The organism is Delftia sp. UME58, assembly GCF_014170385.1.
GTDB lineage: Bacteria > Pseudomonadota > Gammaproteobacteria > Burkholderiales > Burkholderiaceae_C > Comamonas > Comamonas acidovorans.
Map to the genome: position 1 here is coordinate 170,449 of NZ_LZZV01000011.1, position 24,542 is coordinate 194,990.

Annotated in this window: 25 protein-coding genes and 1 tRNA gene; 10 read left to right on the forward strand and 16 right to left on the reverse strand. The window is 67.6% G+C overall.

Annotated features, from left to right (window positions below; genetic code table 11):
• Positions 1-31: 31 nt before the first annotated feature.
• A complete protein-coding gene (locus A9976_RS02745; RefSeq protein ID WP_183017710.1) occupies positions 32-979 on the forward strand; it encodes a LysR substrate-binding domain-containing protein in 948 nt (315 codons plus the stop codon).
• A gap of 120 nt (positions 980-1,099) precedes the next feature.
• Here A9976_RS02745 and A9976_RS02750 read toward each other — a convergent pair whose 3' ends face one another.
• Positions 1,100-1,846 carry an LrgB family protein gene (locus A9976_RS02750; RefSeq protein WP_183017711.1) on the reverse strand — a complete coding sequence of 249 codons (747 nt, stop codon included), beginning with the start codon at positions 1,844-1,846 and terminating at the stop codon, positions 1,100-1,102.
• Complete coding sequence (locus A9976_RS02755; RefSeq protein WP_183017712.1) at positions 1,843-2,220, reverse strand: CidA/LrgA family protein; 378 nt, start codon at positions 2,218-2,220, stop codon at positions 1,843-1,845. The genes A9976_RS02750 and A9976_RS02755 overlap by 4 nt, the downstream gene beginning before the upstream one ends.
• 252 nt (positions 2,221-2,472) lie before the next feature.
• On the opposite strand from A9976_RS02755, the gene A9976_RS02760 reads away from it, so the two are divergent.
• A complete protein-coding gene (locus A9976_RS02760) occupies positions 2,473-2,694 on the forward strand; it encodes a hypothetical protein (protein WP_183017713.1) in 222 nt (73 codons plus the stop codon).
• Positions 2,695-3,338: 644 nt separating this feature from the next.
• Here A9976_RS02760 and A9976_RS02765 read toward each other — a convergent pair.
• Positions 3,339-3,423: transfer RNA gene (locus A9976_RS02765), tRNA-Leu, on the reverse strand.
• Between the two features lie 39 nt (positions 3,424-3,462).
• Here A9976_RS02765 and cysM point away from each other — a divergent pair.
• From cysM to A9976_RS02780, 3 genes are all read left to right on the forward strand, one after another.
• Positions 3,463-4,368 carry a cysteine synthase CysM gene (gene cysM, locus A9976_RS02770; protein WP_017407070.1) on the forward strand — a complete coding sequence of 302 codons (906 nt, stop codon included), beginning with the start codon at positions 3,463-3,465 and terminating at the stop codon, positions 4,366-4,368.
• A gap of 77 nt (positions 4,369-4,445) precedes the next feature.
• The gene (locus tag A9976_RS02775; protein ID WP_183017714.1) at positions 4,446-5,048 is read left to right on the forward strand and encodes an NUDIX domain-containing protein; all 603 of its coding nucleotides are present in this window, start codon (positions 4,446-4,448) and stop codon (positions 5,046-5,048) included.
• A 26-nt stretch (positions 5,049-5,074) separates the two neighbouring features.
• Complete coding sequence (locus A9976_RS02780) at positions 5,075-5,302, forward strand: sulfurtransferase TusA family protein (RefSeq protein WP_012204137.1); 228 nt, start codon at positions 5,075-5,077, stop codon at positions 5,300-5,302.
• A gap of 84 nt (positions 5,303-5,386) precedes the next feature.
• Here A9976_RS02780 and galU read toward each other — a convergent pair whose 3' ends face one another.
• The 3 genes from galU to A9976_RS02795 all read right to left on the reverse strand — a co-directional run bounded on the left by galU (position 5,387) and on the right by A9976_RS02795 (position 10,221).
• Positions 5,387-6,274: a UTP--glucose-1-phosphate uridylyltransferase GalU gene (galU, locus tag A9976_RS02785; protein WP_012204138.1), complete on the reverse strand. Its 888-nt coding sequence runs from the start codon at positions 6,272-6,274 to the stop codon at positions 5,387-5,389.
• A gap of 238 nt (positions 6,275-6,512) precedes the next feature.
• Positions 6,513-9,425, reverse strand: coding sequence for a valine--tRNA ligase (locus tag A9976_RS02790; protein WP_183017715.1), 2,913 nt, complete (start codon positions 9,423-9,425; stop codon positions 6,513-6,515).
• Between the two features lie 166 nt (positions 9,426-9,591).
• Positions 9,592-10,221 carry a VOC family protein gene (locus tag A9976_RS02795; RefSeq protein ID WP_183017716.1) on the reverse strand — a complete coding sequence of 210 codons (630 nt, stop codon included), beginning with the start codon at positions 10,219-10,221 and terminating at the stop codon, positions 9,592-9,594.
• A 248-nt stretch (positions 10,222-10,469) separates the two neighbouring features.
• Here A9976_RS02795 and A9976_RS02800 point away from each other — a divergent pair, with 248 nt between their 5' ends.
• The 3 genes from A9976_RS02800 to A9976_RS02810 are packed head-to-tail and all read left to right on the forward strand — an operon-like array spanning position 10,470 to position 12,022.
• A complete protein-coding gene (locus A9976_RS02800; protein ID WP_183017717.1) occupies positions 10,470-11,363 on the forward strand; it encodes a cation diffusion facilitator family transporter in 894 nt (297 codons plus the stop codon).
• Between the two features lie 37 nt (positions 11,364-11,400).
• A complete protein-coding gene (locus A9976_RS02805) occupies positions 11,401-11,649 on the forward strand; it encodes a DUF1272 domain-containing protein (protein ID WP_183017718.1) in 249 nt (82 codons plus the stop codon).
• 19 nt (positions 11,650-11,668) lie between these two features.
• Positions 11,669-12,022 carry a hypothetical protein gene (locus A9976_RS02810; protein WP_183017719.1) on the forward strand — a complete coding sequence of 118 codons (354 nt, stop codon included), beginning with the start codon at positions 11,669-11,671 and terminating at the stop codon, positions 12,020-12,022.
• A 15-nt stretch (positions 12,023-12,037) separates the two neighbouring features.
• Here the strand turns inward: A9976_RS02810 and A9976_RS02815 are convergent, their stop codons facing one another.
• Genes A9976_RS02815 through A9976_RS02825 form a run of 3 tightly spaced genes read right to left on the reverse strand, consistent with a single transcriptional unit; the run spans position 12,038 to position 13,477 of the window.
• Positions 12,038-12,445: a DUF2809 domain-containing protein gene (locus A9976_RS02815; RefSeq protein WP_065346821.1), complete on the reverse strand. Its 408-nt coding sequence runs from the start codon at positions 12,443-12,445 to the stop codon at positions 12,038-12,040.
• Positions 12,442-12,813 carry an antibiotic biosynthesis monooxygenase gene (locus tag A9976_RS02820; RefSeq protein ID WP_183017720.1) on the reverse strand — a complete coding sequence of 124 codons (372 nt, stop codon included), beginning with the start codon at positions 12,811-12,813 and terminating at the stop codon, positions 12,442-12,444. Before A9976_RS02820 ends, A9976_RS02815 begins: the two co-directional genes overlap by 4 nt.
• A gap of 34 nt (positions 12,814-12,847) precedes the next feature.
• A complete protein-coding gene (locus tag A9976_RS02825; protein ID WP_088166766.1) occupies positions 12,848-13,477 on the reverse strand; it encodes an FMN-binding negative transcriptional regulator in 630 nt (209 codons plus the stop codon).
• A gap of 101 nt (positions 13,478-13,578) precedes the next feature.
• Here A9976_RS02825 and A9976_RS02830 point away from each other — a divergent pair, with 101 nt between their 5' ends.
• Positions 13,579-15,087 carry a PLP-dependent aminotransferase family protein gene (locus A9976_RS02830; RefSeq protein WP_259649084.1) on the forward strand — a complete coding sequence of 503 codons (1,509 nt, stop codon included), beginning with the start codon at positions 13,579-13,581 and terminating at the stop codon, positions 15,085-15,087.
• Between the two features lie 64 nt (positions 15,088-15,151).
• Here A9976_RS02830 and A9976_RS02835 read toward each other — a convergent pair whose 3' ends face one another.
• From A9976_RS02835 to hemC, 7 genes are all read right to left on the reverse strand, one after another.
• Positions 15,152-15,730 carry a YceI family protein gene (locus A9976_RS02835; protein ID WP_012204149.1) on the reverse strand — a complete coding sequence of 193 codons (579 nt, stop codon included), beginning with the start codon at positions 15,728-15,730 and terminating at the stop codon, positions 15,152-15,154.
• A 69-nt stretch (positions 15,731-15,799) separates the two neighbouring features.
• Complete coding sequence (locus tag A9976_RS02840) at positions 15,800-16,372, reverse strand: YceI family protein (RefSeq protein ID WP_034391259.1); 573 nt, start codon at positions 16,370-16,372, stop codon at positions 15,800-15,802.
• Between the two features lie 81 nt (positions 16,373-16,453).
• On the reverse strand, positions 16,454-17,047 hold the full coding sequence (locus tag A9976_RS02845) for a cytochrome b (RefSeq protein WP_183017722.1): 594 nt from the start codon (positions 17,045-17,047) through the stop codon (positions 16,454-16,456).
• A gap of 246 nt (positions 17,048-17,293) precedes the next feature.
• Positions 17,294-18,601, reverse strand: coding sequence for a heme biosynthesis HemY N-terminal domain-containing protein (locus A9976_RS02850; RefSeq protein ID WP_183017723.1), 1,308 nt, complete (start codon positions 18,599-18,601; stop codon positions 17,294-17,296).
• 19 nt (positions 18,602-18,620) lie between these two features.
• Positions 18,621-19,763: a uroporphyrinogen-III C-methyltransferase gene (locus A9976_RS02855; RefSeq protein WP_183017724.1), complete on the reverse strand. Its 1,143-nt coding sequence runs from the start codon at positions 19,761-19,763 to the stop codon at positions 18,621-18,623.
• Positions 19,760-20,569, reverse strand: a complete 810-nt coding sequence (locus A9976_RS02860) for a uroporphyrinogen-III synthase (RefSeq protein WP_183017725.1) — start codon at positions 20,567-20,569, stop codon at positions 19,760-19,762. Before A9976_RS02860 ends, A9976_RS02855 begins: the two co-directional genes overlap by 4 nt.
• Before the next feature lie 13 nt (positions 20,570-20,582).
• Positions 20,583-21,521 (reverse strand): hydroxymethylbilane synthase, encoded by a 939-nt coding sequence (gene hemC, locus A9976_RS02865; protein WP_013803628.1) that lies wholly within the window; start codon positions 21,519-21,521, stop codon positions 20,583-20,585.
• Positions 21,522-21,632: 111 nt separating this feature from the next.
• Here hemC and ppc point away from each other — a divergent pair, with 111 nt between their 5' ends.
• Positions 21,633-24,482: a phosphoenolpyruvate carboxylase gene (gene ppc / locus A9976_RS02870; protein WP_183017726.1), complete on the forward strand. Its 2,850-nt coding sequence runs from the start codon at positions 21,633-21,635 to the stop codon at positions 24,480-24,482.
• Positions 24,483-24,542 lie beyond the last annotated feature (60 nt).

Genomic DNA, 24,542 nt, shown 5'->3' on the forward strand with positions numbered 1-24,542 from the left:
TTGCCATTGGAGTGCGTTGAATTCATGAGATATGCGTAGAGCCCTGCCATCCACCCAAGCCCTGGCCTGCTTTGAATCGGCCGCCCGCCACATCAGCTACACGCGTGCGGCGCAGGAGCTGTCGCTGACGCAGAGCGCCGTCTCGCGCCAGATCATCTCGCTGGAGGAGTTCCTGGGTGTGCAGCTGTTCCGGCGCACGCGCCACGGCGTGCTGCTGACCGAGGCGGGCACGCAGTACGCCCAGCAGGTCTCGCGCTGGCTGCACGGCCTGGAGCGCGACACGCTGGACATCATGGCCCACCAGGGCGAAGGCGGCCCGCTCAACCTGGCTGCCGTGCCCACCTTCGCCACGCGCTGGCTGCTGCCGCGCCTGCCCCAGCTGGCGCGCGAGCATCCCGAGGTCACGGTGCACATCGACGTGCAGACGCGGCCCTTCCTGTTTGCCGATACCGTGTTCGACGCCGCGCTCTATGCCGGCACGCCCGAGCAGGTGGCGCGCTGGCCCGGTGTGCAGGCGCAATGGCTGATGGACGAAGAGGTGGTGCCCGTATGCAGCCCGCATCTGCTGGCCACGGCGCAGGCGCGCGATCCAGGCCGCGCCTGGCTGCCCGTGGGGGCGGACATCGTGGCCCGGATGCCGCTGCTGCAGCAAAGCACGCGGCCTTACGGCTGGCAGCAGTGGTTCGATGCCATGGGCGTTGCCGCGCCGCGCGCGCTGGACGGCATGCGGCTGGAGCTGTTCTCCATGCTGGCCGTGGCGGCCAGCCAGGGCCTGGGCGTGGCGTTGATGCCGCCCATGCTGATCGAGCAGGAGCTGGCGCGTGGCGACCTCATCATTGCCTGCCCCCAGCCGCTGCGCGGCAACCGTGCCTACTACCTGGTCACGCCGGCCCTGGCACCCGATGCGCAGCCCGCGCCCGCCTTGCGCGTGTTCTCTTCATGGCTGCAGCAGCGCGCCAGGGAGCACCGGCCTGCCTGAAAATTAAGCAGGCTTTGGATTGTTCAACGATGACAGTCACTTAACCGACTTATCCTTGTTGCCGGCGGCGCTTGTCCACAGGCTTGTGGGGGTGTCTCTGGGGAAAACCCGCAATCGCGCTCAGAACCAGGGCAGCACGGCCAGGCACAGCGGCATGACCACGGCCGTGGCCACGCCGTTCAGGCCCATGGCCAGGGCCGAGAAGGCGCCCATGGTCGGATTCACCTGCAGCGCGCGTGCCGTGCCGATGGCATGGGCCGTGAGGCCCAGGGCAAAGCCCTGCACGGCCGGATCATCGCTGCGCACCAGGCGGATCAGCAGCGGCGCCATCATCGTGCCCGCAATGCCGGTGATGGCCACGGCCACGGCCGCCAGCGAGGCCGGCCCGCCAAAGCGCTCGGCCATGGGCAGGGCGATGGGAATGGTGGCCGATTTGGGGGCCAGCGCCACCAGCGTCTGCACCGTGGCGCCCAGGCTCCAGCCGATCAGCAGTGCCGACAGCAACGCCACCACGCAGCCCACGGCCAGGGCCACGCTGATGGGCAGCCACAGCGCGCGGATGCGCTCGCGCTGGGCGTACAGCGGAATCGCCAGCGCGACGGTGGCCGGGCCGATCAGCAGCCCCAGCAGAGAGACGCCGCTGCGGTAGCTGGCATAGGAGGTGCCCGTGGCCAGCAGCACGCCCACGATCACGACCACGGCCGTGAACACGGGGATCAGGAGGGGATGGTTACCGCTTCGGCGGTACAGCGCCATGGCAGCCAGGTAGACGGCCATGGTCAGCACCAGCCAGGGCAGATGGGCGGTGCCGGCGTTGCCGGACAGGGATTGCCAGGCAGTGTGCCAAGTGGTGGCCAGCGCGCTCATGCCTTGTCTCCCTGGCTGGCGGCCGCTTCGCGGGCGCGCTGGCGTTCCAGGCACCAGCGGAAGGTGAAGGCCGTGGCCAGGAAGGTAATGGCCGCACCCGCCACGCAGGCGATCACGAAGGGCTGCCATTCGCGCGACAGCCGGTCGAACTCCAGCATCACGCCCGCAATGACGGGAATGAACAGCAGCATCATGTTCTGCAGCAGCACGCCGGCGGCCTTCTCCAGTGACTCGGGCAGGCGGCCGTGCATCAGCAGCCCCCCCAGCAGCAGCAGCGTGCCCACGAGCGCGCCCGGAAGCGGCAGCCCCGTGAGCTGGACGATGGCCTCCCCCAGCAACTGGAAGGCGAACAAGGCGGTGATGGCGTACAACATGAAAACCTGAATCCCTGGAGCAGATGGCAAAAGCGGTGAGCAGAGGGCGGCGACAAGAGCGCGAGCCGCCCGTTTCCCGGACGGGGCAGCGCCCTGGCGCCTGTGGGACGCCGCCGCAAAGCGTGCAATCATCGCCCACAACCCGAAAAAAGGTGCGGCCACCGATTGCGCGGCTTCCGGGCCAAGGCTATGTTTGGGTCCGTGCCCCCTAGAGTCCTGGGGCATGAGACTTTGAATAGCGAAGGAGTAGCGATGGCCGAAACCACATATCACGCACCCGTGTACGAGCCGACCGTGGATGAACTCGAAGTGCTCAAGAAGCTGGAAATGGGCGAGCCCGTGTCGCTGGAAAGCGCGGCGCGCGAGCATCTGTCCAAGAGGCTGCGCGAGCGTGGACTGGTCGAAGTGGACAGCAGCCGTCAATGGCACATCACGGCGGCTGGGCGCGCGCAGATCCGTCGCACGGATGCCTGAGGCGAGGTGGGTCAGGTGTCTTCCGATTCGAGGGTTTTCCCTTGGATTTGGAGGTTGCCTGATTTGCAGGCAGCTTAGCCTGCGGCCAGTGAATGCAAGCACTTGGACGCCTCGTTCACTTGCTGTTCACTGATTATCCACAGGGTTGTTCAATGGATCTGTGGAGAAAAGAAGCCACCTCAGGGTGGCTTTTTTCATGGGCTTTTACAGGCCCGAGCCGTGGGCGCACCGGGCTGGTGCCCGCGCTGGGCAAGGGCTGCATGACGGTGGTGCAAGTGCCGCTTTTCAGAGGGAAGATGCTGAATTTGACGCAGAGCTGCAGCCCTGCCTGCGGGCTGGAATGGTGCTGCTTCAAGGAGGCTTCAGCATGGGCCAAGGTCCAGGCCTGGCAGGCCTTGCGAGGCGGTCGATGCCAAAGTTGTACACAGGTTGGGCCCGGTGCGGCGAAAAGCGCGCAGGCGTCATCCCGCCCAAGGCATGAGGACGCAGGATCGGTGCAGGCTGGAAGGCCTTGAAATGCAGTGCAGCCGTTGAACACGGCTGGATGCAAAGGGGCTTGAGGTTTGTGCGGACGCTGTAAAGACAGCGGCCGGAAAAGAAATAGCCGAAAAAGCAGGGGACTGCTTTTTCGGCTACGTAATCTCTGGTGCCCGGGGCCGGAATCGAACCGGCACGCCTTGCGGCGGGGGATTTTGAGTCCCCTGCGTCTACCAATTTCACCACCCGGGCTACTTAGCGCAGGGGCGAATTATGGCACAGTGTGAGGCTATGAAAATTTATCCGACCATCGAAGACGCCATCGGCCGCACGCCCCTGGTGGCATTGCAGCGCATCGGTGCGCAGTCTCGCCAGGAACGTGGCAACGTGGTGCTGGGCAAGCTGGAAGGCAACAACCCGGCCGGTTCGGTCAAGGACAGGCCGGCCCTGTCGATGATCCGGCGCGCCGAAGAGCGCGGCGACATCAAGCCCGGCGACACGCTGATCGAGGCCACCTCGGGCAATACCGGCATTGCGCTGGCCATGGCCGCCACGATCAAGGGCTACCGGATGGTGCTGATCATGCCCGAGGACCTTTCCATCGAGCGTGCCCAGACGATGAAGGCCTATGGCGCCGAGCTGATCCTCACGCCCAAGAGCGGCGGCATGGAATACGCGCGCGACCTGGCCGACCAGATGGTGGCCCAGGGCAAGGGCGTGGTGCTCGACCAGTTCGGCAACCCCGACAACCCGCGCATCCACTACGAGACCACCGGCCCCGAGCTGTGGGAGCAGACGGGCGGCGAGATCACGCATTTCGTGAGCGCCATGGGCACCACGGGCACGATCACGGGCGTGGCGAAGTTCCTCAAGGAAAAGAACCCGGCCATCCGCATCGTGGGTGCCCAGCCGGCCGAGGGCTCGCGCATCCCCGGCATCCGCAAGTGGCCCGAGGAATACATGCCCAAGATCTACGACGCCTCGCTGATCGACGAGACCGTGCTCGTGGGCCAGGACGATGCCGAGGACATGGCGCGCCGTCTGGCGCGCGAGGAAGGCATCTTTGCCGGCATCTCTGCGGCTGGCGCCTGCTGGGTGGCCCAGCAGATTGCCGAGCGCGAGAACAACGCCACCATCGTCTTCGTGGTCTGCGACCGCGGCGACCGCTATCTGTCCACGGGCGTCTTCCCCGCCTGACGCAGCGACAGGCCCGCCTTCAGGCGGGCCTTCCTGTTTGCGTAGAGCCAGGACAGCAAAAAACCAGGAACAGCCCCATGCACTATGAGACCCGCTATTGCACGCACTGCGCCACGCCCCTGCAGTGGGTGATCCAGGCCGAGGACGGCGGCGATGTATCGCGCCTTCGCTGCCCCGAGTGCGGCTGGACGCACTGGAACAATCCCACGCCGGTGCTGGCCGCCATCGTGGAGCTGGATGGCAAGGTGCTGCTGGCGCGCAATGCGGCCTGGCCCGAGAAGGTCTTCGGGCTGATCACGGGCTTCATGGAGGCCGGCGAGTCGCCCGAGGAGGGCGTGGCGCGCGAGGTGGCGGAGGAAACCGGCCTGCAGGCCGAGTCGCTGGAGCTGATCAGCGTGCATGAGTTCCTGCGCATGAACCAGGTCATCATCGCCTTCCATGTGCGCGCCAGCGGCCAGGTGCGGCTGTCGCCCGAACTGCTCGAATACCGCCTGCTGGAGCCCGAGAAAGTCCAGGCCTGGCCCTCGGGCACCGGCATGGCGCTGGCCAAGTGGCTGCGCAGCCGGGGACATGATCCCGTGATCCGTGACTTCTGGAAGCGTGCCGAGCAGGCCCAGGAGGCTGAGGCAAGTCGCACCGATGAAGACACTGCTGCCGGCCTCAGCCGCGATGCCGCCTAGAATCCCAGGCTCAAGAGGTGCATCCGATGGAAATTCACAAGGAAATCGACACGCGCGGGCTCAACTGCCCGCTGCCCATTCTCAAGGCCAAGAAGGCGCTGGCCGAACTGGACAGCGGCCAGTTGCTCAAGGTGGTGGCCACCGACACGGGCTCGCTGCGCGACTTCCAGGCCTTTGCCAAGCAGACCGGCAATGAACTGGTGGAGCAGCAGACCGTGGGTGCGGAGTTCATCCATATCCTGCGCCGGCGCTGAGCGGCTGCACGCGGTTCGCTCCAAAGAAAAAGGCCTGCTTTCGCAGGCCTTTTGCATGGGGCAGGGCGGCTCCGAGGCCGGGCCTCAGATGCTCAGGCCCTGCAGGTATTCGCGGAAGCTCGCGCCCACATCCTCGTGCTGCAGCGCCAGTTCCACCGTGGCCTGCAAAAAGCCTTCCTTGCTGCCGCAGTCGTAGCGCTTGCCCTGGTACTGGAAGGCGTAGACGGCTTCATGGGCCATCAGGCGTTCAATGGCGTCCGTCAGCTGGATCTCGCCGCCCACGCCCTTGGGCTGGTTGCGGATCTCCTCGAAGATGGCCGGTGTCAGCACGTAGCGGCCAGCCACGCCCATGCGCGAGGGGGCCTTCTCGGGCGCGGGCTTTTCGACGATCTTCTCGATGCGCATCAGCGAACCGCCGGCCGGCTCGCCTGCCACGATGCCGTAGCGCTTGGTCTGCTCCAACGGCACTTCCTGCACGGCCAGCAGGGAGCGGCCCTGCTTGTGGAAGGCCGATGTCATCTGCGCCATCACGCCGGGGCCGCCAGGCTCGCCCACCATCAGGTCGTCGGCCAGCAGCACGGCAAAGGGCTCGTTGCCCACCAGCGGCTCGGCGCACAGCACGGCGTGGCCCAGGCCCAGCGAGCGCGGCTGGCGCACGAACAGGCAGTTCATGTCGGCCGGGCTGATGCTGCGCACCAGTTCCAGCATGGCCTGCTTGCCGGCGTTCTCCAGTTCGTTTTCCAGCTCGTAGGCGGTGTCGAAATGGTCTTCGATGGCGCGCTTGCTGCGGCCGGTGACGAAGATCATGTCGCGGATGCCGGCCTCGTAGGCCTCTTCCACGGCGTACTGGATCAGCGGCTTGTCCACCACCGGCAGCATCTCCTTGGGAGAGGCCTTGGTGGCGGGAAGGAAGCGCGTGCCGAGCCCGGCAACGGGAAACACGGCTTTGCGGACACGGGTCTGATTACTCATGAAAATCTTGGGATTCAGGTGATGGAAAAAGCGTGCGGCTTTGCGTCTTCTTCGCTAAGTGTCTCAGCTTTCATTGTGCGACTTGATGCCCTCGGACGATGAAACTGGCGCAGCCCAAGATCAGGGACACCGAGGAAGGGCCTGAGCCGGCCGCGCCGCCCCGCGCCGAGGGGGTCGTCCCCCTCCCGCGAAGCGAGAGAGGGGGAAGCGGCGCAGCCGCTCAGGGGGAGATTCCATGTCAACCCAGTCGGGCGAGTTGTTCCTGGATGCGGATCAGCGTGGCGCCGAAGTCGGCCACGCGCTTCTTTTCCTGGTCGATGACGGCCGGGGGCGCCTTGGCCACGAAGGCCTCGTTGCCCAGCTTGGCATTGGCCTTGGTGATCTCGCCTTCCAGGCGTGCGGCCTCCTTGGACAGGCGGGCCTTTTCGGCGGCCACGTCGATCTCCACGAACAGCGCCAGGCGCGCCTCGCCCACCACGCAGACCGGCGCGGCCTGGGCGGCCTCGGCCCAGGCGGCTTCGTCGTCGAACACCTTGACCTCGCTGAGCTTGGCCAGGTTTTGCAGCACGGCGGCATTGGTGCGCAGGAACTGTGCCTCATCGGCCGAACTGGCCACGGCCAGCAGCGGCAGGCGCTGTGCGGGCGACACGCCCATCTCGCCGCGCAGCGTGCGGCAGGCGTCGATCATCTGCTTGATGCGGCCCACGTAGGCGATGGCGGCCTCGTCGATCTTCTCGGGCTGGGCCTCGGGATAGCGGGCCACGGCCACGGACTCGCCGGGCAGGCCGGCGACCGGGGCGACCTTCTGCCACAGGGCTTCGGTCACGAACGGGATGATGGGGTGGGCCAGGCGCAGGATGGCCTCCAGCGTGCGGATCAGCGTGCGGCGCGTGGCGCGCTGCTGGGCCTCGTTGCCGGTCTGGATCTGCACCTTGGCGATTTCCAGGTACCAGTCGCAGAACTCGTTCCAGACGAAGTCGTACAGCGCGTTGGCCACGTTGTCCAGGCGGAACTCGGCAAAGCCCTTGGCCACTTCGGCCTCGACCTTCTGCAGCTGCGAGGCGATCCAGCGGTCGGGCTGGCTGAACTGCATGTAGCCCGCGAACTCGCCGCCGGCCTGGCATTGCTCCTTGGTGTGGGGCAGCAGGCCGCAGTCATGGCCTTCGCAGTTCATCAGCACGAAGCGGCTGGCGTTCCACAGCTTGTTGCAGAAGTTGCGGTAGCCCTCGCAGCGCTTGCTGTCGAAGTTGATGGAGCGGCCCAGCGAGGCCAGGGCCGCGAAGGTGAAGCGCAGCGCGTCGGCGCCGTAGGCGGGAATGCCCTCGGGGAATTCCTTTTGCGTGTTCTTGCGCACCTGGGGCGCGGTCTCGGGGCGGCGCAGGCCCTGCGTGCGCTTGTCCAGCAGGGTGTCCAGGTCGATGCCGTCGATCAGGTCCACGGGGTCGAGCACGTTGCCCTCGGACTTGCTCATCTTCTTGCCCTGGGCGTCACGCACCAGGCCATGCATGTAGACATGGCGGAAGGGCACGCGGCCCGTGAAGTGCGTGGTCATCATGATCATCCGGGCGACCCAGAAGAAGATGATGTCGTAGCCCGTGACCAGCACCGAGCTGGGCAGGTAGAGGTTGTAGTCATCGTCGGCCGCCTCGGTCTGGTTCGGCCAGCCCATGGTGGAGAACGGCACCAGGGCCGAGGAGTACCAGGTGTCCAGCACGTCCTCGTCGCGGGTGAGCGTCTTGCCGGGGGCCTGGGCCCGGGCTTCTTCCTCGGTGCGGGCCACGTAGACCTTGCCGTCCTCGTCGTACCAGGCGGGAATCTGGTGGCCCCACCACAGCTGGCGCGAGATGCACCAGTCCTGGATGTTGTTCATCCACTGGTTGTAGGTGTTGACCCAGTTCTCGGGCACGAACTGCACCTGGCCGCTGGAGACGGCATCGATGGCCTTCTGCGCGATGGACTTGCCCGTGGCATCGCCTTCGCCCACCTTGTTCATGGCCACGAACCACTGGTCGGTCAGCATGGGCTCGATCACCTGGCCCGTGCGCGTGCAGATGGGCACCATGAGCTTGTGCTTCTTGGTCTCGACCAGCAGGCCGGCCGCGTCCAGGTCGGCCACGATGGCCTTGCGCGCCACGAAGCGGTCCATGCCGCGGTACTTCTCGGGCGCCTCGTCGTTGATGGTGGCCGTCAGCGTGAGCACGCAGATCATCGGCAGGCCGTGGCGCTGGCCAACGGCGTAGTCGTTGTTGTCATGCGCAGGCGTGACCTTGACCACGCCCGTGCCGAACTCGCGGTCCACGTAGTCGTCGGCAATGATGGGGATCTCGCGGCCCACCAGGGGCAGGATCACGGTCTTGCCGATCAGCGCCTGGTAGCGTTCGTCCTCGGGGTGCACCATCAGGGCCGCGTCGCCCAGCATGGTTTCCGGGCGCGTGGTGGCCACCACCAGCTGGCCCGAACCATCGGACAGCGGGTAGGCGATGTGCCACAGCGAGCCGTCCTTTTCCTCGTTCTCGACTTCGAGATCGGAGACGGCGGACATCAGCTTCGGGTCCCAGTTCACCAGGCGCTTGCCGCGGTAGATCAGGCCCTGCTGGTACAGGCGCACGAAGGTCTCGTTGACGATGGACGACAGCTTGTCGTCCATGGTGAAGTACTCGCGGCTCCAGTCCACGCTGTCGCCCATGCGGCGCATCTGGCCGGTGATGGTGTTGCCGCTCTGGTTCTTCCACTCCCAGACCTTGCCCACGAAGTTCTTGCGCGCCTCGGGAGGCGTGGCGCCCATGTCGTGGCGGCTGGCAATGCCCTGCTCCTGCAGCTGGCGCTCCACCACGATCTGCGTGGCGATGCCCGCGTGGTCGGTGCCGGGCACCCAGACCGTGTTGTGGCCCTTCATGCGGTGGTAGCGCGTGAGGCTGTCCATGATGGTCTGGTTGAACGCATGGCCCATGTGCAGCGTGCCCGTCACATTGGGCGGCGGCAGCTGGACGGAGAACGAGGGCTGGGATGCATCTGCCTGGCCCGTGCCGCGCACGCCGGCTGCGCCGTAGCCGCGCTTTTCCCATTCAGGGCCCCATTGGGCCTCGATGGCGGCGGGTTCAAACGATTTGGACAGGCTGTCGAGGCCTGGCTGGGCAATGGTGTCGCTCATGGCTTGCTTGCGGGGAATTGTGCGAATGGCGTTTGGCAAATGAAAACGGCATCCGTTGAAGGGATGCCGTCTGCATATGCGAAATGGATGACGGTTTGACGGGGATTCTACCGACCCCGTCCGCCTGCCTGTTCGCCGGGTTTTATTGAGAGCGTGTTGTGCACTTTTAAGCGCCCGCGCCGGGGACGAACTCGGGCCGGTCGTTGCTCTGGGGCTTGAGCGGCTGGGCGGCCTTGCCTTCGGCGCGTTCCTTGCGCCATTGCTCCTTGCGCGCGGTCCACTCGTTCAGGCGGGCGTGGGCCGTGGTGCTTTCGCGCGCCATCTGCACTTCGTCGGCCAGCTGGGCCGACAGCTCCAGGCGGATGCCGTTGGGATCGAAGAAGTAGATGCTCTTGAAGATGTGGTGGTCGGTCACGCCCAGCACCTCCACGCCATGGGCCTGCAGGCGCGCCTTGGCGTTCTCCAGCTCCTGCACCGTGTCCACGCGGAAGGCGATGTGGTTGATCCACAGCGGCGTGTTGGGCGATGGCAGGGCCGCCTCGTCGTCGCCGATGTCGAAGAAGGCGATGAACGATCCGTCCTTCAGGCGGAAGAAGAAGTGCGTGTAGGGGCAGTACTCGCCCGTGCTGGGCACGTAGTCGCTCTGGATGATGTGATAGAGCGGCAGGCCCAGGATGTCCTCGTAGAAGTGGCGGGTTTCTTCCGCATCGCGGGCCTTGTAGGCGTAGTGGTGCAGCTGCTGCACGGCGGCGGGCGGCGGCAGCGTGGACAGGTCGGGGCGGGCGCTTGTGTTCATCGAATGTCTCCTTGGTGGATGGATTTATTCTACTATTCGTAATCAATTTACCTAAATGAAATGTTGCGATGAATGCAGGGATATGCGCGTCGCCGTGTCCGGGCCACCTGCGGTCGCAACTTGCCGGCAGTACTTGACCTTCAAGTCACTTCACGCTTTCTCATGGAGGCTGCCTGCGTCCGTGCGCAACCATGATCGCCATGGGCAGCGGCCTTCTGTTCACAACCGTTTTCAAGTCGAGGAACCTCATGAGCGACAGCCATCAGCACGGCGACGTGCGCGCCCTGCCGGAATCCCGTCTCTGGTTTGCCTTCGGATTGACCGGCAGCTTCATGGTGGTGGAGATCATCGGCGGCATGGTCACGGGCAGCCTGGCCCTGATCTCCGACGCCATGCACATGCTGACCGACGCGATGGCGCTGCTGCTGGCCCTGGTGGCCATACGCGCCGGCCGCAAGGCGGCGGACCTGCTGCGCACCTACGGCTATGCGCGCTTCGAGATCCTGGCCGCCGCCGTCAACGCACTGGTGCTGCTGGGCGTGGCCTTCTACATCCTGTATGAGGCCTATCGCCGCCTGTCGGCGCCCGCGGAAATCCAGTCGCTGGGCATGATGGCGGTGGCGGCCGTGGGGCTGGTGATCAACCTGGTCTCCATGCGCCTGCTGTCTGGCGGCAAGGACGAGAGCCTGAACGTGAAGGGCGCGTACCTGGAGGTATGGGCGGACATGCTGGGCTCGATCGGCGTGCTCGCCGGTGCCGCGCTGATCTGGCTGACGGGCTGGCGATGGATCGACTCGGCGGTGGCCGTGGGCATCGGCTTCATGGTGTTCCCGCGGACCTGGACCCTGCTGCGCGCGTGCATCAACATCCTGCTGGAAGGCGTGCCCTCGGGGATGAGCCTGCAGGCGGTGCGCGAGGCGATCTCGGGCACGGCGGGCGTGGCCGCCATCCACGATGTCCACCTGTGGGCGGTCACGCAGAGCAAGCCCATGCTGACCGGCCATGTGGTGCTGCTGCCCGGCGCGGACGGCGAGCAGGTGCGCCGCGCCATCGAAGACAGGCTGCAGGCCGGCTTCGACCTGCACCATACGACGCTGCAGATGGAGCGCGAGGACCGCTCCCCGGCAGAGCACATCCACTAGGATGCCAGTCTTCATGGACCACACCCGGAGTGCACCGATGCTTGAGCTTCGACCCAACTGCGAATGCTGCGACAAGGACCTGCCACCAGAGTCCGCCGAGGCTCGCATCTGCACCTTCGAGTGCACGTTCTGTGCCGGCTGTGCGGATCACGTGCTGCAGGGCGCCTGCCCCAACTGCGGCGGCGAGCTGGTGGCCAGGCCGCGCCGGCCGGCGGACAAGCTGGAGCGGTATCCGGCCTCGACGAAGCGGGTGCTCAAGGCCGGCGGTTGCGCTGTACGGGCCTGATCCGGCGCGGAGCCATCGATTGCAGTACCAGTACCACGATGGATTGCTGGAGCAGGTGCGCCTGGATGTGGCGGCCCGGAGCGTGGAACTGTGCTTCTTTCTCTATGCCGTGTTCGACAGGCCGCAGGCCAGGGTAGCCATTCGCTTTGAACGGATCGCCAATTTTCCGGCCGTGCAGGCGTACTTTGCCAACGTCCAGCGCGACGCAGCCGCAGAGATGGATGACTGCCTGGACCGCTGCGAAGTGCTGCAGCGGGATACGAAGAGGCCTTCGTCAGCAAGGGCGCAGCATCTGTTCTTGCAGCTGTCCCACTATGGGCGGCTGAAAATCCACTGCGAATCCGTTGTCGAGGAGCTTGTTCCAGAGCCGTAGCGGACCGCTGCGGGTTTATGCCGTGAAGGCGGGGCGCCTGCGGCCACGGAACGCAGCCTCCACCGCCAGCACGGCTGCAAAACCCATCACATAGGCCAGCACATCCCACCAGTCGGCCGTGCTGCCCAGCACGATGCGCAAAGCGCGGTTGGGAATGTGCAACTGGAAGGTCGATGCCAGGAACTGGCCCAGCTCCACCAGCAGGCCCACGCACAGTGCGGCCGATGCCAGCGGCAGCACGCGCGCGGCGATCACGGTCTTGAACACGGCATAGACCCAGGCCACGGCCATCACGTCGCCGAAGAAGCTGCGCACCCAGCCCCAGCGCGCGCCGACGGTGGCCAGCAGCACGAGCAAGACAAACAGGGCCACCGCCCACGCCAGGGAAACAGGATCAAAACGCCATCGCATGGCCGCCATCATCGGGCCAAAAGCGGGTGCGGCCAGCGAGCCGGGTGCGCGGTGCCTTGCGCAGTGGTGGCCAGCGGGTGCGCTATGCCGCCGTCGCCGTAGCTGCCCACCACCTGGGCGATCACCACCTGGTAGCCCCTGAGCCAGCGCGCCTGCTGCTGCTTGGCTTCTAGGTGCGCAGGGTGGCGCATCAGTTGCTGCAGCGCCTCCCAGGTCTGCCAGTAGTAGACGTTGGAGACCAGGCCTGTGGCGGGGTTCTCCCAGGCCTCTTCGCCCAGGTAGCCGGGGATGGCGCGGGCGATCTCGGCGATCCGGCCGTCAAGGGCATGGAATGGCGCGTCATATTCGCCCGGCGCGAAGGTGAAGGTGGATGTGTACATCGGTGGTTGGCAATCTGTGTGAGGGTGGCAGGCGCTAGAGGCGCGGCGCCGCATCCATGGCACCGGCCAGCGGCTCCTGTCCACGCTCGCGCAGCGCGCCGATGGCGCCTTCCAGGTCGCGGGCCTGCCGGTTCTGGCTGAGCTTGGCCTTGCCCTCCAGGCGGGTGATGCGGATCTGCAGGCCGACGATGGCCTGCAGCATGCCGTCGATGAATTCACGCGGCGAGTCGGACATCTTCCAGGGCTGGGCCTGCGATGCCTCATGGACCCGCGTGAGCCGCCCGACCAGGCCGCGCACGAATTTCTCGTCGTCATGGATGCTGATTTGCCCGTGCACATGCACGGCCTCGTAGTTCCAGGTGGGCACCAGGCGGTGCGTCTCGTGCTTGCTTGGATACCAGCTGGGCGAGATATAGCCCTCGGCGCCACGGAAGACGACCAGCACCTCGGCGCCGTCGCGGCACTGCTGCCAGATCGGATTGGCGCGGGCCACATGGGCGCTCAGCGTGCCCATCTCCCCTGGGTCCGCATCCAGCAGGAACGGCAGGTGGTTGGCGTCCAGCACGCCGTTGGCCTGGGTGACGAGCGTGCCCAGGGGGTGGCTGCGGATCAGGCCGTGCAGGCTGTCGGAATCGGTGAGGGAGAAATGGGCGGGCGTGTACATGGGCGCTTCCTGGGCTGGTGTGCCGGCATCGGGGGAAACCGGACTATCCACCATCCCTGGCACAATGAAAAATCCAGTTTCGTGTTTTTTTGGCAGACCAGTTGAAATCCGCTTTCACCCGCCATGCCGGCGCAGCGCCCGGCGCCCGCACCCTCCACGAATGGCTGAAATCACAGGTGGCCGACGGCAGCCTGGCCGTGGGCGCACGCCTGCCTTCCACCCGCGCCTTGGCGCTGGACCTGGGCGTGTCGCGCACCACCGTCACGGCCGCCTACGAGCAGCTTGCGGCCGAAGGCTATCTGGAGACTGCTCCAGGCAGCAGGGCGCGCGTGGCGGCTGGCGCGGCGCAGCGCAGCCGTGCGCGCAGCATGCCGGCAGCGGCCCTGCAGCATGGCCGTCCCCGGCTGTCTTCCTATGGGCAGCGGGTGGATGCGCTGGCGTCAGCCCTGCCACCGGCAGCAGGCGATGGTGGGCCGGCCCCGATCGACTTTCTTTACGGCGCCCTGGCCTTTGACGACTTTCCCACGCTGGCCTGGCGGCGCGCCTACAACCGCGCCATCGTGCAGCGCCAGTCTTCCCTGTCCTACGACGCGCCCGAAGGCGAGCCGGCGCTGCGCACGGCGCTGCAGGGCTATCTGCGCCGGGCGCGGGGGCTTGTCTGTTCGGCCGATCAGATCGTGGTGGTGCAGGGCTCGCAGCAGGCCATCGACCTGTGCGCGCGCGTGCTGGTCGATCCGGGCGAGACCGTGCTGATGGAAGAGCCCTGCTACCTGATGGCGCGCCGCGTGTTCGAGGCCCAGGGCGCATGCCTGAAGGAAATGGCCGTCGATGAACAGGGCCTGGATACCTCGGCGCTGGCCGGGCGCGAGGCGCGGCTGGCCTATGTCACGCCCTCGCACCAGTTTCCGCTGGGCGGCGTGCTGCCCATAGGCCGCAGGCAGCAACTGCTGGCCTGGGCGCGCGCCACGGGTGCCTGGATTCTGGAGGACGACTACGACGGCGAATTCCGCTACGGGCTGCGCCCCATCGACGCCCTGCAGTCCATTGACGAGGCGGGCTGCGTCATCCACGTGGGCACCTTCTCCAAGGCCTTGTCGCCGCAGATGCGCATGGGCTACCTGGTGCTGCCGCCGGCCCTGGTGCCTGTGTTCCGCGAGGCCCGGCGGCTGGCCGACCGGCATGCACCGCGCCTGGACCAGCTGGTGCTGGCCGCGCTGATCGAGGAAGGCAGCTACGAGCGCCACGTGCGCGCCGCCCGCCGCCGCAATGAAGGCCGCCGGGCAGCCCTCTTGCAGGCGCTGGAGCGCCACCTGCCGGGCGCGGTGCAGGTCGAAGGCTCGGCCTCCGGCCTGCATGTGGTGGCCTGGATGCTTGCCGTGCACCAGCGCGACGAGTTCGCCCTGGTGCGGCTGGCGCGAGAGCGTGGCGTGGGCGTTCGCCCCATCTCGCCGCTCTATGCGGCGGGCGATGCCCATCGCCGTCAATCCTGCGCTGGGCTGGTCCTGGGTTATGCGAGCCTGGAGCCGGAGGCCATCGAGCAAGGGGTGCGCAGGCTGGCAGTCCTGGTGCGGGATTGGCAGGCACGGTCAACGACGCAAAAAAGCCCGTGACCGATTTCCGGTTCACGGGCTTTTGGGCTGCAGCGCCCCGGAAGGCACCGCGGCGGATGCGGTTTTACTGCTGCTTGACCGCTTCGATGGACATCACCAGGCGCACTTGCTTGGGGAAGCCATAGTCCACGCCGTAGTTCACGCCGAAGGCGGTGCGGTCGATCACGGCCTCGAAGTCGCCGCCGCAGGTCTCGCGCTTTTGCAGCATGGCGTTGGGGTAGCAGGTGAACTTGTTGGCCTTGATGGTCACGGGCTGGGTCTTGTCCAGGATGGTCAGGTGGCCGGTGACTTCCTTGAGCTTGTCGCCGTCGAAGACGAACTTGTCGGAGACGAACTTGGCCTGGGGGAACTTGGCCACGTTGAAGATGTCGGCGCTCTTGAGATGCTTGTCGAAGGCGGCGGTGCCCGAGCTCAGCGATTCCATTTCCAGCACGACTTCGACCTTGCCGGCCTTGGCGTCACGGTCGAATTCCACGGTGCCGCTCTTCTTGTCGAAGCGCACGCGGTTGGTCGAGGCGCCGTTGTGGTCGATCTCGAACGTGGCGAAGGTGTGCGTCGGGTCGATGGCGTAGGTTGCGGGAGCAGCCTGGACAGCGGTGGCGAACAGGCCGGCAATGGCCAGGGCAAACACGGAAGTGCGCATGAAAGAACTCCTAGGTTGGGGTTGCACGAAACGGGAAGGAAAATGGCCGATCTTGGGCAGGGACGCGGCTTACAGCTTGCCCACGCCGGTCAATGCCAGCTTGAACTGCACCTGCACCTCGTCGGCCACCATGGAGGTATCGCCCCATTCGCCTTCGCCGATCTTGAATTGCAGGCGCTTGAGCGGCAGCGTGCCGGTGGCCGTGGTCGTGGTGCCGGACTGGGCCAGTTGCACGGGAATGCTCACGTTCTGGACCTGGCCCTTGATGCTGAGCTTGCCGTCCACCTGGTACTTGCCTCCGCCCAGCGCCTTGACGGCGGTGGAGTCGAACACGGCCTGCGGGAATTTGGCGACGTTGAACCAGTCCGCCTTGGGCAGTTCGGCGTCGGTTTCCTTGGCGCCCATGGTGGCGCTGCCGGTGTCCACGGTGAAGCGGATCTTGCTGGTGTCGGGCTTGGCCGTGTCGAACTGGACCTGGGCATCGAACTTCTTGAAGTGGCCCTGCAGGGGCACGCCCATCTGCTTGGCCGTGAAGTTCACGGCGCTCTGGGCGGGGACGAGCTTTTGCTCGGCCAGTGCCGCTTGGGAAGCCAGGGCCGCAGCGGCCAGGGCGATGGTGGTCAGCGTGGAGGAAAAGCGCATGGCGAGACTCCTAGGGGTCGGGAAGGTCCGGTCAGGGGGTGGCTGGGGCCGGATGGACACCGGCCCTGGCTGGCGAGAGGTTCAGGCGCGGCCCGGCAGCATGCGGGAGATCAGGCCGTCGCGGTCGATGAACTGGTGCTTGAGGGCGGCGCCCACATGCATGGCGATCAGCACCACCAGGGCCCAGGCCGCCCAGCCGTGCAGGGGCTTGAGGGTCTCTGCCAGTTCGGGGCTGGCGCTCACGAAGTCGGGCAGGGGCAGCATGCCGAGGAAGACGATGGGAAAGCCGGCCGCCGAGCTGTAGGCCCAGCCCAGCAGGGGCACGGCGAAGAACAGCAGGTACATGGCGTGGTGGGTGCCGTTGTGGGCCCAGTGCTGCCATTGCGGCATGGCGCGGGCCACGGCGGGCGGCAGCTCGGGCGGGCGGTGGGTGACGCGCCAGAGCAGGCGCAGCAGGCTCAGCGACAAAAGCGTGACGCCCAGCCACTTGTGCCAGTTGTACAGCTTCAGGCGCGAGGGCGAGAACGGCAGGCCGGTCATGTACCAGCCCAGGCCCAGGGCGGCGATCAGGCCCAGGGCCAGCAGCCAGTGGGCAGCCATGGCCACGCCGGTATAGCGCGTGGCTCTGGAGGAGGATTTTGCTGGCGCGTTGGCGCGGGCTGAGGACTCTGTCATGGATGGCGGCAGGCTTTGGAACCGTTCAGGGCCCCTGCGAAGGGGCCCTGGATGGCAAAAAGGGTGCGGTGCGCTCTGCGAGGACTTCGTGCACTGCGGACAACGTGCAGTGTAGGAAGCGGCAAATCCAAAAGAGTTCAGCGGTATTGACGGCTCTATTCAAAAAAGATGAAGGCCGCAGCATCCGTGGCACCCGCAGTACCCGCAGTATCCGCAGTACCCGCACTACGCGCGGGCTGCGGGAGTTCAGGGCCGGGCGGGATCGGCGGGCAGCATGACCACGGCCTGCGCCGCCTGCTTCCAGGCGGCTGCGGCTGCGTCGGCATCGCCCCGGTGCTCGGCCATCAGGGCCAGGCGCTGCCAGGCACGGGTGCGCAGTGCGCTTTCCTGCAGATGGGGCGCAGCGCGCAGCAGCAGTTGCTGGGCCTTGCCCCAGAGCTGGCGCTGCACGCAGGCCATGCCGGCCAGGTACTGCAGGCGGGGTTCGCGCGGATGGCTGTTGGTGGCTGCCTCGATGCGTGCCAGCCAGGTGCCGTCCAGGCCGTCCAGGCAGGGCTCCAGCACCTGGACCAGGCGCGGCAGATGCGATTCGCTGCGCGGGCCGGCATGGGACAGCAGGCGTTCCCACACGGGCAGCAGCCAGGCGCGGGCCTGCGCGGCCTCGCCGCCCAGGGCCATGAGGCGCGATGCGGCCGGCAGCGCGATCTCGGGCATGGCACGTTCCTCACCGTCCAGCGACAGCCAGAAGTGCTGCAGCTGCGTGGTGTCGCGTGCCTCGTTGATGCTCTCCAGCACCAGGCCGCGCACCACGCTGGCGGCGGCCGCTGGCGAGAAGGCGCGGTGCTTGGCCAGCAGGCGCGCCGTGTCCAGTGCCGTCGATGTCTGGCCTGCCAGGCGCGAGGCCTTCAGGCGGATGCGCAGCGCAATCGTGCGGCGTGCCGCACCCAGGGGCAGTTCGGCCAGGCGGCGCAGCGCGTCGGGGGCATCGCGGTCGTCCAGGGCCCAGCGCGCGGCGCGCATCTGGGCGCCTTCGCGCATTTCCTGCTCCTGGGCATTGCCCTGGGCCGGTGCATTGGCCAGGACCTCGCGCCAGTGGTGGTCGCGCTGCGGGCTGTCCTGCAGGGCGTGGGAGGCATCGGCGGCCACCATGTGGGCGGCCGCACGCAGCCGCGTGCCGTGTGGCACGGCGGCATGGGCCTCGGCCAGGGACTCCTCCATCGCCAGCGCTGCCAGTGCCGACTTGCGCGCGCGCAGGAAGCGGCCGGCCTGCTGGTGCGACAGGGCTTCCAGCAGGCTGTGGTGCATGGCGCGCTCTTTTTGCTGGCTGCGCCAGCGCCGCGCCTGGTGCGGCATCTGCAGCAGCGCGGCCAGTGCGCGCAGCGCTGCATAGAGCAGCACGAAGGCCAGCACGATGATGGCAATGGCCAGGTTCAGGGACAGGTCCAGCCGGTAGGGCGCCCAGAAAAGGGTCACCGTGCCCTGGTTGGAGCCCGCGAACAAGGCGGCCGCCACGGCCATGCCGAACAAACCGATCAACCACAGTGCAGCGCGCATTCGTCTGTCTCCCGGCTGCTCAGCGGCCTGCGGCGGCTGTTGCCAGCGCCGCCAGGGTTTCCTGCAGCGCCGGCTGTTCGGTGGTGCGCAGATTGGCCTGGATCTGCTGCAGCTGGGCCTGCACGATCTGGGTGCGCCGCGCGGCGGGATCGAAGTACTTGTTCACGGCCATGCCCGAGGCAGCCAGGTCGGCACGCGCCGCATCCCACTGGCGCGACAGCAAGGCCAGGCGCGAGTTCAGCAGCTTGAGCTTGAGGTTCTCGCGCAGGAAATAGGCCTGCTCGGGCGCCAGCAAGATGGCGTCCGGATGGTCGATGCGGCTGACGCGCAGCAGGTCCTGGGCCTCCTCGCGCACGGCCGTCCAGCCACGCTCGCCCCAGGACTGCCACCATCTCCACTCGGTGGGGCTGCCCTCGATGGGGGCTGGCTCTGGCTGGCGCGCCGCCTGGCCGGCCACGCCGCGATGGCGGCTGGCGCGCGGCTGGGCCACGGCATTGAGCAGGGGCATCTCGTCGACCAGGCGCACCAGGTCCTCGATGCGCGTGAGCAGGCCGGCCGTGTCGGTCACGCTCATGCGGGCCAGTCGCTCCAGGTCGCGGTCCAGCGCCCGCATCACGGGAGCCAGCCGGGGCTGGGCAGCGCGCTCTATGCGCTGGCGGGCGTTCTTGAGCGTGGCCACCAGCGGCTGCAGGCTGCCGGACAGCTCGGCCTGCTGCTGGGCCAGGCGGATGGAGGAATCTATGTCCACCACCAGGTTCTCGTCGCGCGAGCGCGACATGCTTTGCAGGAGTTCGTCGAGCTGGGTGCGCTGCAGCGACAGCTCGGCAATGCGCGCTTCCATGACCGAGGTGCGCGCCGCGCTGTCGCGGGCCAGGTCCTGGGCGTCGCGCGCCAGGGTGCGGGCCTCGACCGACTGGGAGCCGGACTGCGCGGACTGGCGGGCCAATTGTTCCTGGATATTGCCCAGGCGCTGCCAGAGCATGCCGCAGGCAATGAGCGCCGCCACGGCCACGGCGCCCACGCCCAGGACCAGGGCAGAGGAGCCGCTGCGCAGGTCTGCAGCGGGGCTGCTTTGGGCGGAGCCGGCAGCGAATGCTGCGGCGGAGGCTGGGGGCGTCAGGTCCTGCGGGGTGGGGCGGTCTTGCGCTGCGTCGGAACTCATGGCGTCGATTCTATCGACGCAACCACGTCCTCCAGAGCCGGCCGACATTGCTTGACATATCCGAATCCCAGTTGTCTGGCCTGGGCGGCGATTCGCTCGTGCGTAGCAAGCGCTCGCGCCTTTTGCCACGATTGGCCCGGCAGGAGCTGTTGCAGGTTGGCAACGGATTCGGCGCTGCTGAGCAGCCAGAGCGAGCCATCTTCGGCCGCCAGGCGTGCCAGTGCGGTCTGGGCTGCATCCCAGGCAGGCAGTTCGCGCTGGTAGACGGCCAGCATTTCGACCTGGGCACCTGCCTCGCGCAGCCGGGCGGCCAGCCACTCGCGGCCGGCGCCTGCCGTGGCCGGCACGGTCCTGGGCGCTCCTGCCTGGCTGTCGCCGCGCACGATGAGCACGCGGTCGCCCGCATGGATCTGCCCATGCACGCGCTGCCATAGCGTTTCGGATTCGAACTGGGCGGCGTCCGGGGGCGGGCCGTCGATCTGTGCTGGCGCAATGCCCAGGGCCAGCAGCGCCTGGGCCGTGCCGGGGCCGGGCGTCCAGGCGCGGGTGGAGGCCGGAAGCTGTGCGGGGTCGGTGCCGAAGAAGTGCTGGACGGCATTGCCGCTGACGAACATCACGGCGCGGTAGCCTGGGCCTTCGCGCAGCGCGTTGCGGGCGGCCTGCAAGGCCTGTTGCGTGGCCGCATCGCGACAGGGGCCTATGGCCATCAGCGCCAGCGGCTGGGCCGGCAGGCCCCGGGCCTGCAGCGCATCCACCCACGCGGCTGCGTCATGGGCCGGGCGGGTGACGAGTATGCGCGGTGGCATGTGGGCGTGCCGTCTAGAGCTTGGGGGCCGGTTGGGCGCCCGCCGCCTGCAGCAGCGCAGCCACGTGCTGGCCCAGCGCGTCGGCGCTGGCGAAGTCGGTGACGGTGGCGTCGGCGTGCACCTGCACCAGCGGCAGCCGGCCTTCCGGGTCTCCCCAGGCCGCGTCCAGGCGCAGTTGCTGGCCGTCGAATGTGCCGTGCGCCGCCAGCGGCATGGAGCAGCTGCCGCCCATGCAGCGGCTGACGGCGCGCTCGGCGGTCACGGTCAGCCAGGTGGTCTGGTGTGCCAGCGGGGCCAGCGCGTCGATCAGGTCCTGGCGGTCGGCGCGCACCTCGATGCCCAGCGCGCCCTGGCCGGCGGCCGGCAGCATGCCGGTGGGCTCGAACCTGGCGCGGATGCGGTCGGCCAGGCCCAGGCGCATCAGGCCTGCGGCGGCCAGCACGATGGCGTCGTAGTGGCCTTCGTCCAGCTTGCGCAGGCGGGTGTTCACGTTGCCGCGCAGCGGCTCTATCTTCAGGTCGGGGCGCAGGGCCTGCAGCAGTGCCTGGCGGCGCAGGCTCGATGTGCCGACGACGGCGCCCTGCGGCAGCTCGGCCAGCGTGGCGTAGCGATTGGAGACAAAGGCGTCGCGCGGGTCTTCGCGCTCCATCACGCAGGCCAGCACAAAGCCTTCGGGCAGCTCCATGGGCACGTCCTTGAGCGAGTGCACGGCGATGTGGGCGCGTCCTTCTTCCAGCGCCACCTCCAGCTCCTTGACGAACAGGCCCTTGCCGCCGACCTTGGACAGCGTGCGGTCCAGGATCTGGTCGCCCTTGGTGGTCATGCCCAGCAATTCCACTTCATGCCCCCGGGCGCGCAGCAGCGCCTGGACATGCTCGGCCTGCCACAGTGCCAGCTGGCTCTCGCGCGTGGCGATCACGATGGAGTGGGGGAGAAGTGGTTTGGTGTTCATCAGGAGCCTCGGGGGGAGCGCGGGATGCTAGCATGCTGCGCCGCAGTAAACCGGCACCAGGACCGAAGCCCAAGCAAACCGATACGCTGACCGATTCCAGGAGATTCGTTGATGGCCACCGCCCCCCGCAAGAGCAATGCGCGAGATGACAGGCGTGATGACAAGCCTGCCCGCAAGACGGACAAGGATTTGCCGCTGATCGAGGACATACGCCTGCTGGGGCGCATCCTGGGCGATGTGATCCGCGAGCAGGAAGGCGTGGCGGCCTTCGAGCTGATCGAGCAGGTGCGCCAGCTGTCGGTGACCTTCCGCCGCGATGCCGACGAGACCGCCGACCGCGCGCTCAAGCGCCTGCTCAAGGGCCTGACGACGGACCAGACGGTGAGCGTGATCCGCGCCTTCACCTATTTCAGCCATCTGGCCAACCTGGCCGAGGACCGCCACCACATCCGCCGCCGCGCCGTGCACGAGCGCGCGGGCAACACCCAGGAAGGCAGCATCGAAGTGGCGCTGGCGCGCCTGCGCTGGGCCGGCATCTCGGCCGGCACCGTGGCGCAGACGCTGGCCAGGAGCTATGTGGCGCCCGTGCTCACGGCCCACCCCACGGAAGTGCAGCGCCAGAGCATTCTGGTGGCCGAGCGCGACATCTCCCAACTGCTGGCCGCGCGCGAGGACATCGTGGCCCGCGCCCAGCTGTACAACAGCGCCAAGGACGCGCTCACCCCGCGCGAACTGGAGCGCAACGAGGCCCAGCTGCGCGCCCGTGTCAGCCAGCTGTGGCAGACACGCCTGCTGCGCTACTCCAAGCTCACCGTGGCCGACGAGATCGAAAACGCGCTGTCCTACTACGAAGCCACCTTTCTGCGCGAGATCCCCAAGCTGTATGCGCAACTGGAGCAGGAGCTGGGCAACACCCTTCCCGTGCACAGCTTCCTGCGCATGGGCCACTGGATCGGCGGCGACCGTGACGGCAACCCCAATGTCACGGCCCAGAGCCTGGAGCTGGCGCTGTCGCGCCAGGCCGACGTGGCCCTGCGCCACTATCTTCGCGAGGTGCACTACCTGGGCGGCGAGCTGTCGCTGTCCCAGCGCCTGACCGATGTCTCGCCCGAGATGCAGGCCCTGGCAGAGCGCTCGCCCGACACCAACGAGCACCGCTCCGACGAGCCCTATCGCCGCGCGCTCACCGGCATCTACGCACGCCTGGCGGCCACGCTCAAGGGCCTGACGGGCGGCGAGGCCGCGCGCCATGCCGTGGCGCCGCAGAACGCCTATGCCTCGCCCGAGGAGTTCCTGGCCGACCTGCGCGTCATCGATGATTCCCTGAGCCGCAACCACGGCGAGGTGCTGGCGCCCCAGCGCCTGCGCCCGCTGATGCGGGCCGTGCAGGTCTTCGGTTTCCACCTGGCCACGGTGGACCTGCGCCAAAGCTCGGACAAGCATGAGGAAGTGGTGGCCGAGCTGCTGGCTGCCGCGCGCCTGGAGCCCGACTACTCGGGCCTGCAGGAAGACGCCAAGTGCGCCCTGCTGGTGCGCCTGCTGGAAGAGGCGCGGCCGCTGCGCGTGGTGGGCGCCGACTATTCCGAGCATGCGCGCGGCGAACTGGCCATCTTCGAGACCGCGCGCCGCCTGCGCGCCGCCCTGGGGGCCGAGGCCATACGCCACTGCATCATCAGCCACACCGAATCGGTCAGCGACCTGCTGGAAGTGCTGCTGCTGCAAAAGGAGGCCGGGCTGCTGCGCGGCACGCTGGACGACGGCGCCATCTGCGATGTGATCGTCGTGCCGCTGTTCGAGACCATTGGCGACCTGCGCAGCGCCTCGCCCATCATGCGCCGCTACTTCCAGCTGCCGGGCGTGGCGGCCATGGTGCAGCGTAGCGGCGGCGAGCAGGACATCATGCTGGGCTACAGCGACAGCAACAAGGATGGCGGCATCTTCACCAGCAACTGGGAGCTGTACCGCGCCGAGATCTCGCTGGTCGAGCTGTTCGACGAGCTGGCCGACAGCCATGGCATCAGCCTGCGCATGTTCCATGGCCGCGGCGGCACCGTGGGCCGGGGCGGCGGCCCCAGCTACCAGGCCATCCTGGCCCAGCCCCCGGGCACGGTGCGCGGCCAGATCCGCCTCACCGAGCAGGGCGAGGTCATCGCCTCCAAGTACGCCAACCCCGAGATCGGCCGGCGCAACCTGGAGACCCTGGTGGCCGCCACGCTGGAGGCGACGCTGCTGCAGCCGACCAAGCCGGCCACGCGCGCCTTCCTGGATGCGGCGGCCTTCCTGTCCGAGGCCAGCATGGGTGCCTACCGCGCCCTGGTGTACGAGACCCCCGGCTTCACCAGCTACTTCTTCAGCAGCACGCCCATCCGCGAGATCGCCGAGCTGAACATCGGATCGCGCCCGGCCTCGCGCAAGCCCTCGCAGAAGATCGAGGACCTGCGCGCCATTCCCTGGGGCTTCAGCTGGGGCCAGTGCCGGCTCACGCTGCCGGGCTGGTACGGCTTCGGCGCGGCGGTCAAGGCCTTCATCGACCAGCCGGGCAAGGATGGCAAGGCCCAGCTGGCCCTGCTGCAGAAGATGTACCGCCAGTGGCCGTTCTTCCGCACCCTGCTGTCCAACATGGACATGGTGCTGGCCAAGAGCGACCTGAACCTGGCCTCGCGCTATGCCGACCTGGTCCCGGACGCGCGCCTGCGCCGCCGTATCTTCAGCGCCATCGAGGCCGAGTGGCACAGCACCGTCGATGCGCTGGCGCGCATCACGGGCGACAAGCAGCGCCTGGCCCACAACGAAGCGCTGGCGCGCTCCATACGCCATCGCTTCCCCTACATCGATCCGCTGCACCATCTGCAAGTGGAACTGGTGCGCCGCTGGCGCGCAGGCCAGACCGACGAGCGCATCAAGACCGGCATCCACCTGTCCATCAACGGCATCGCGGCCGGGGTGCGCAACACGGGCTGATCCCGCGCGCAGGGGGCGTGACAGCCCCCTTGCGGCCGGCGTTGTACGATGTGCCCCGGA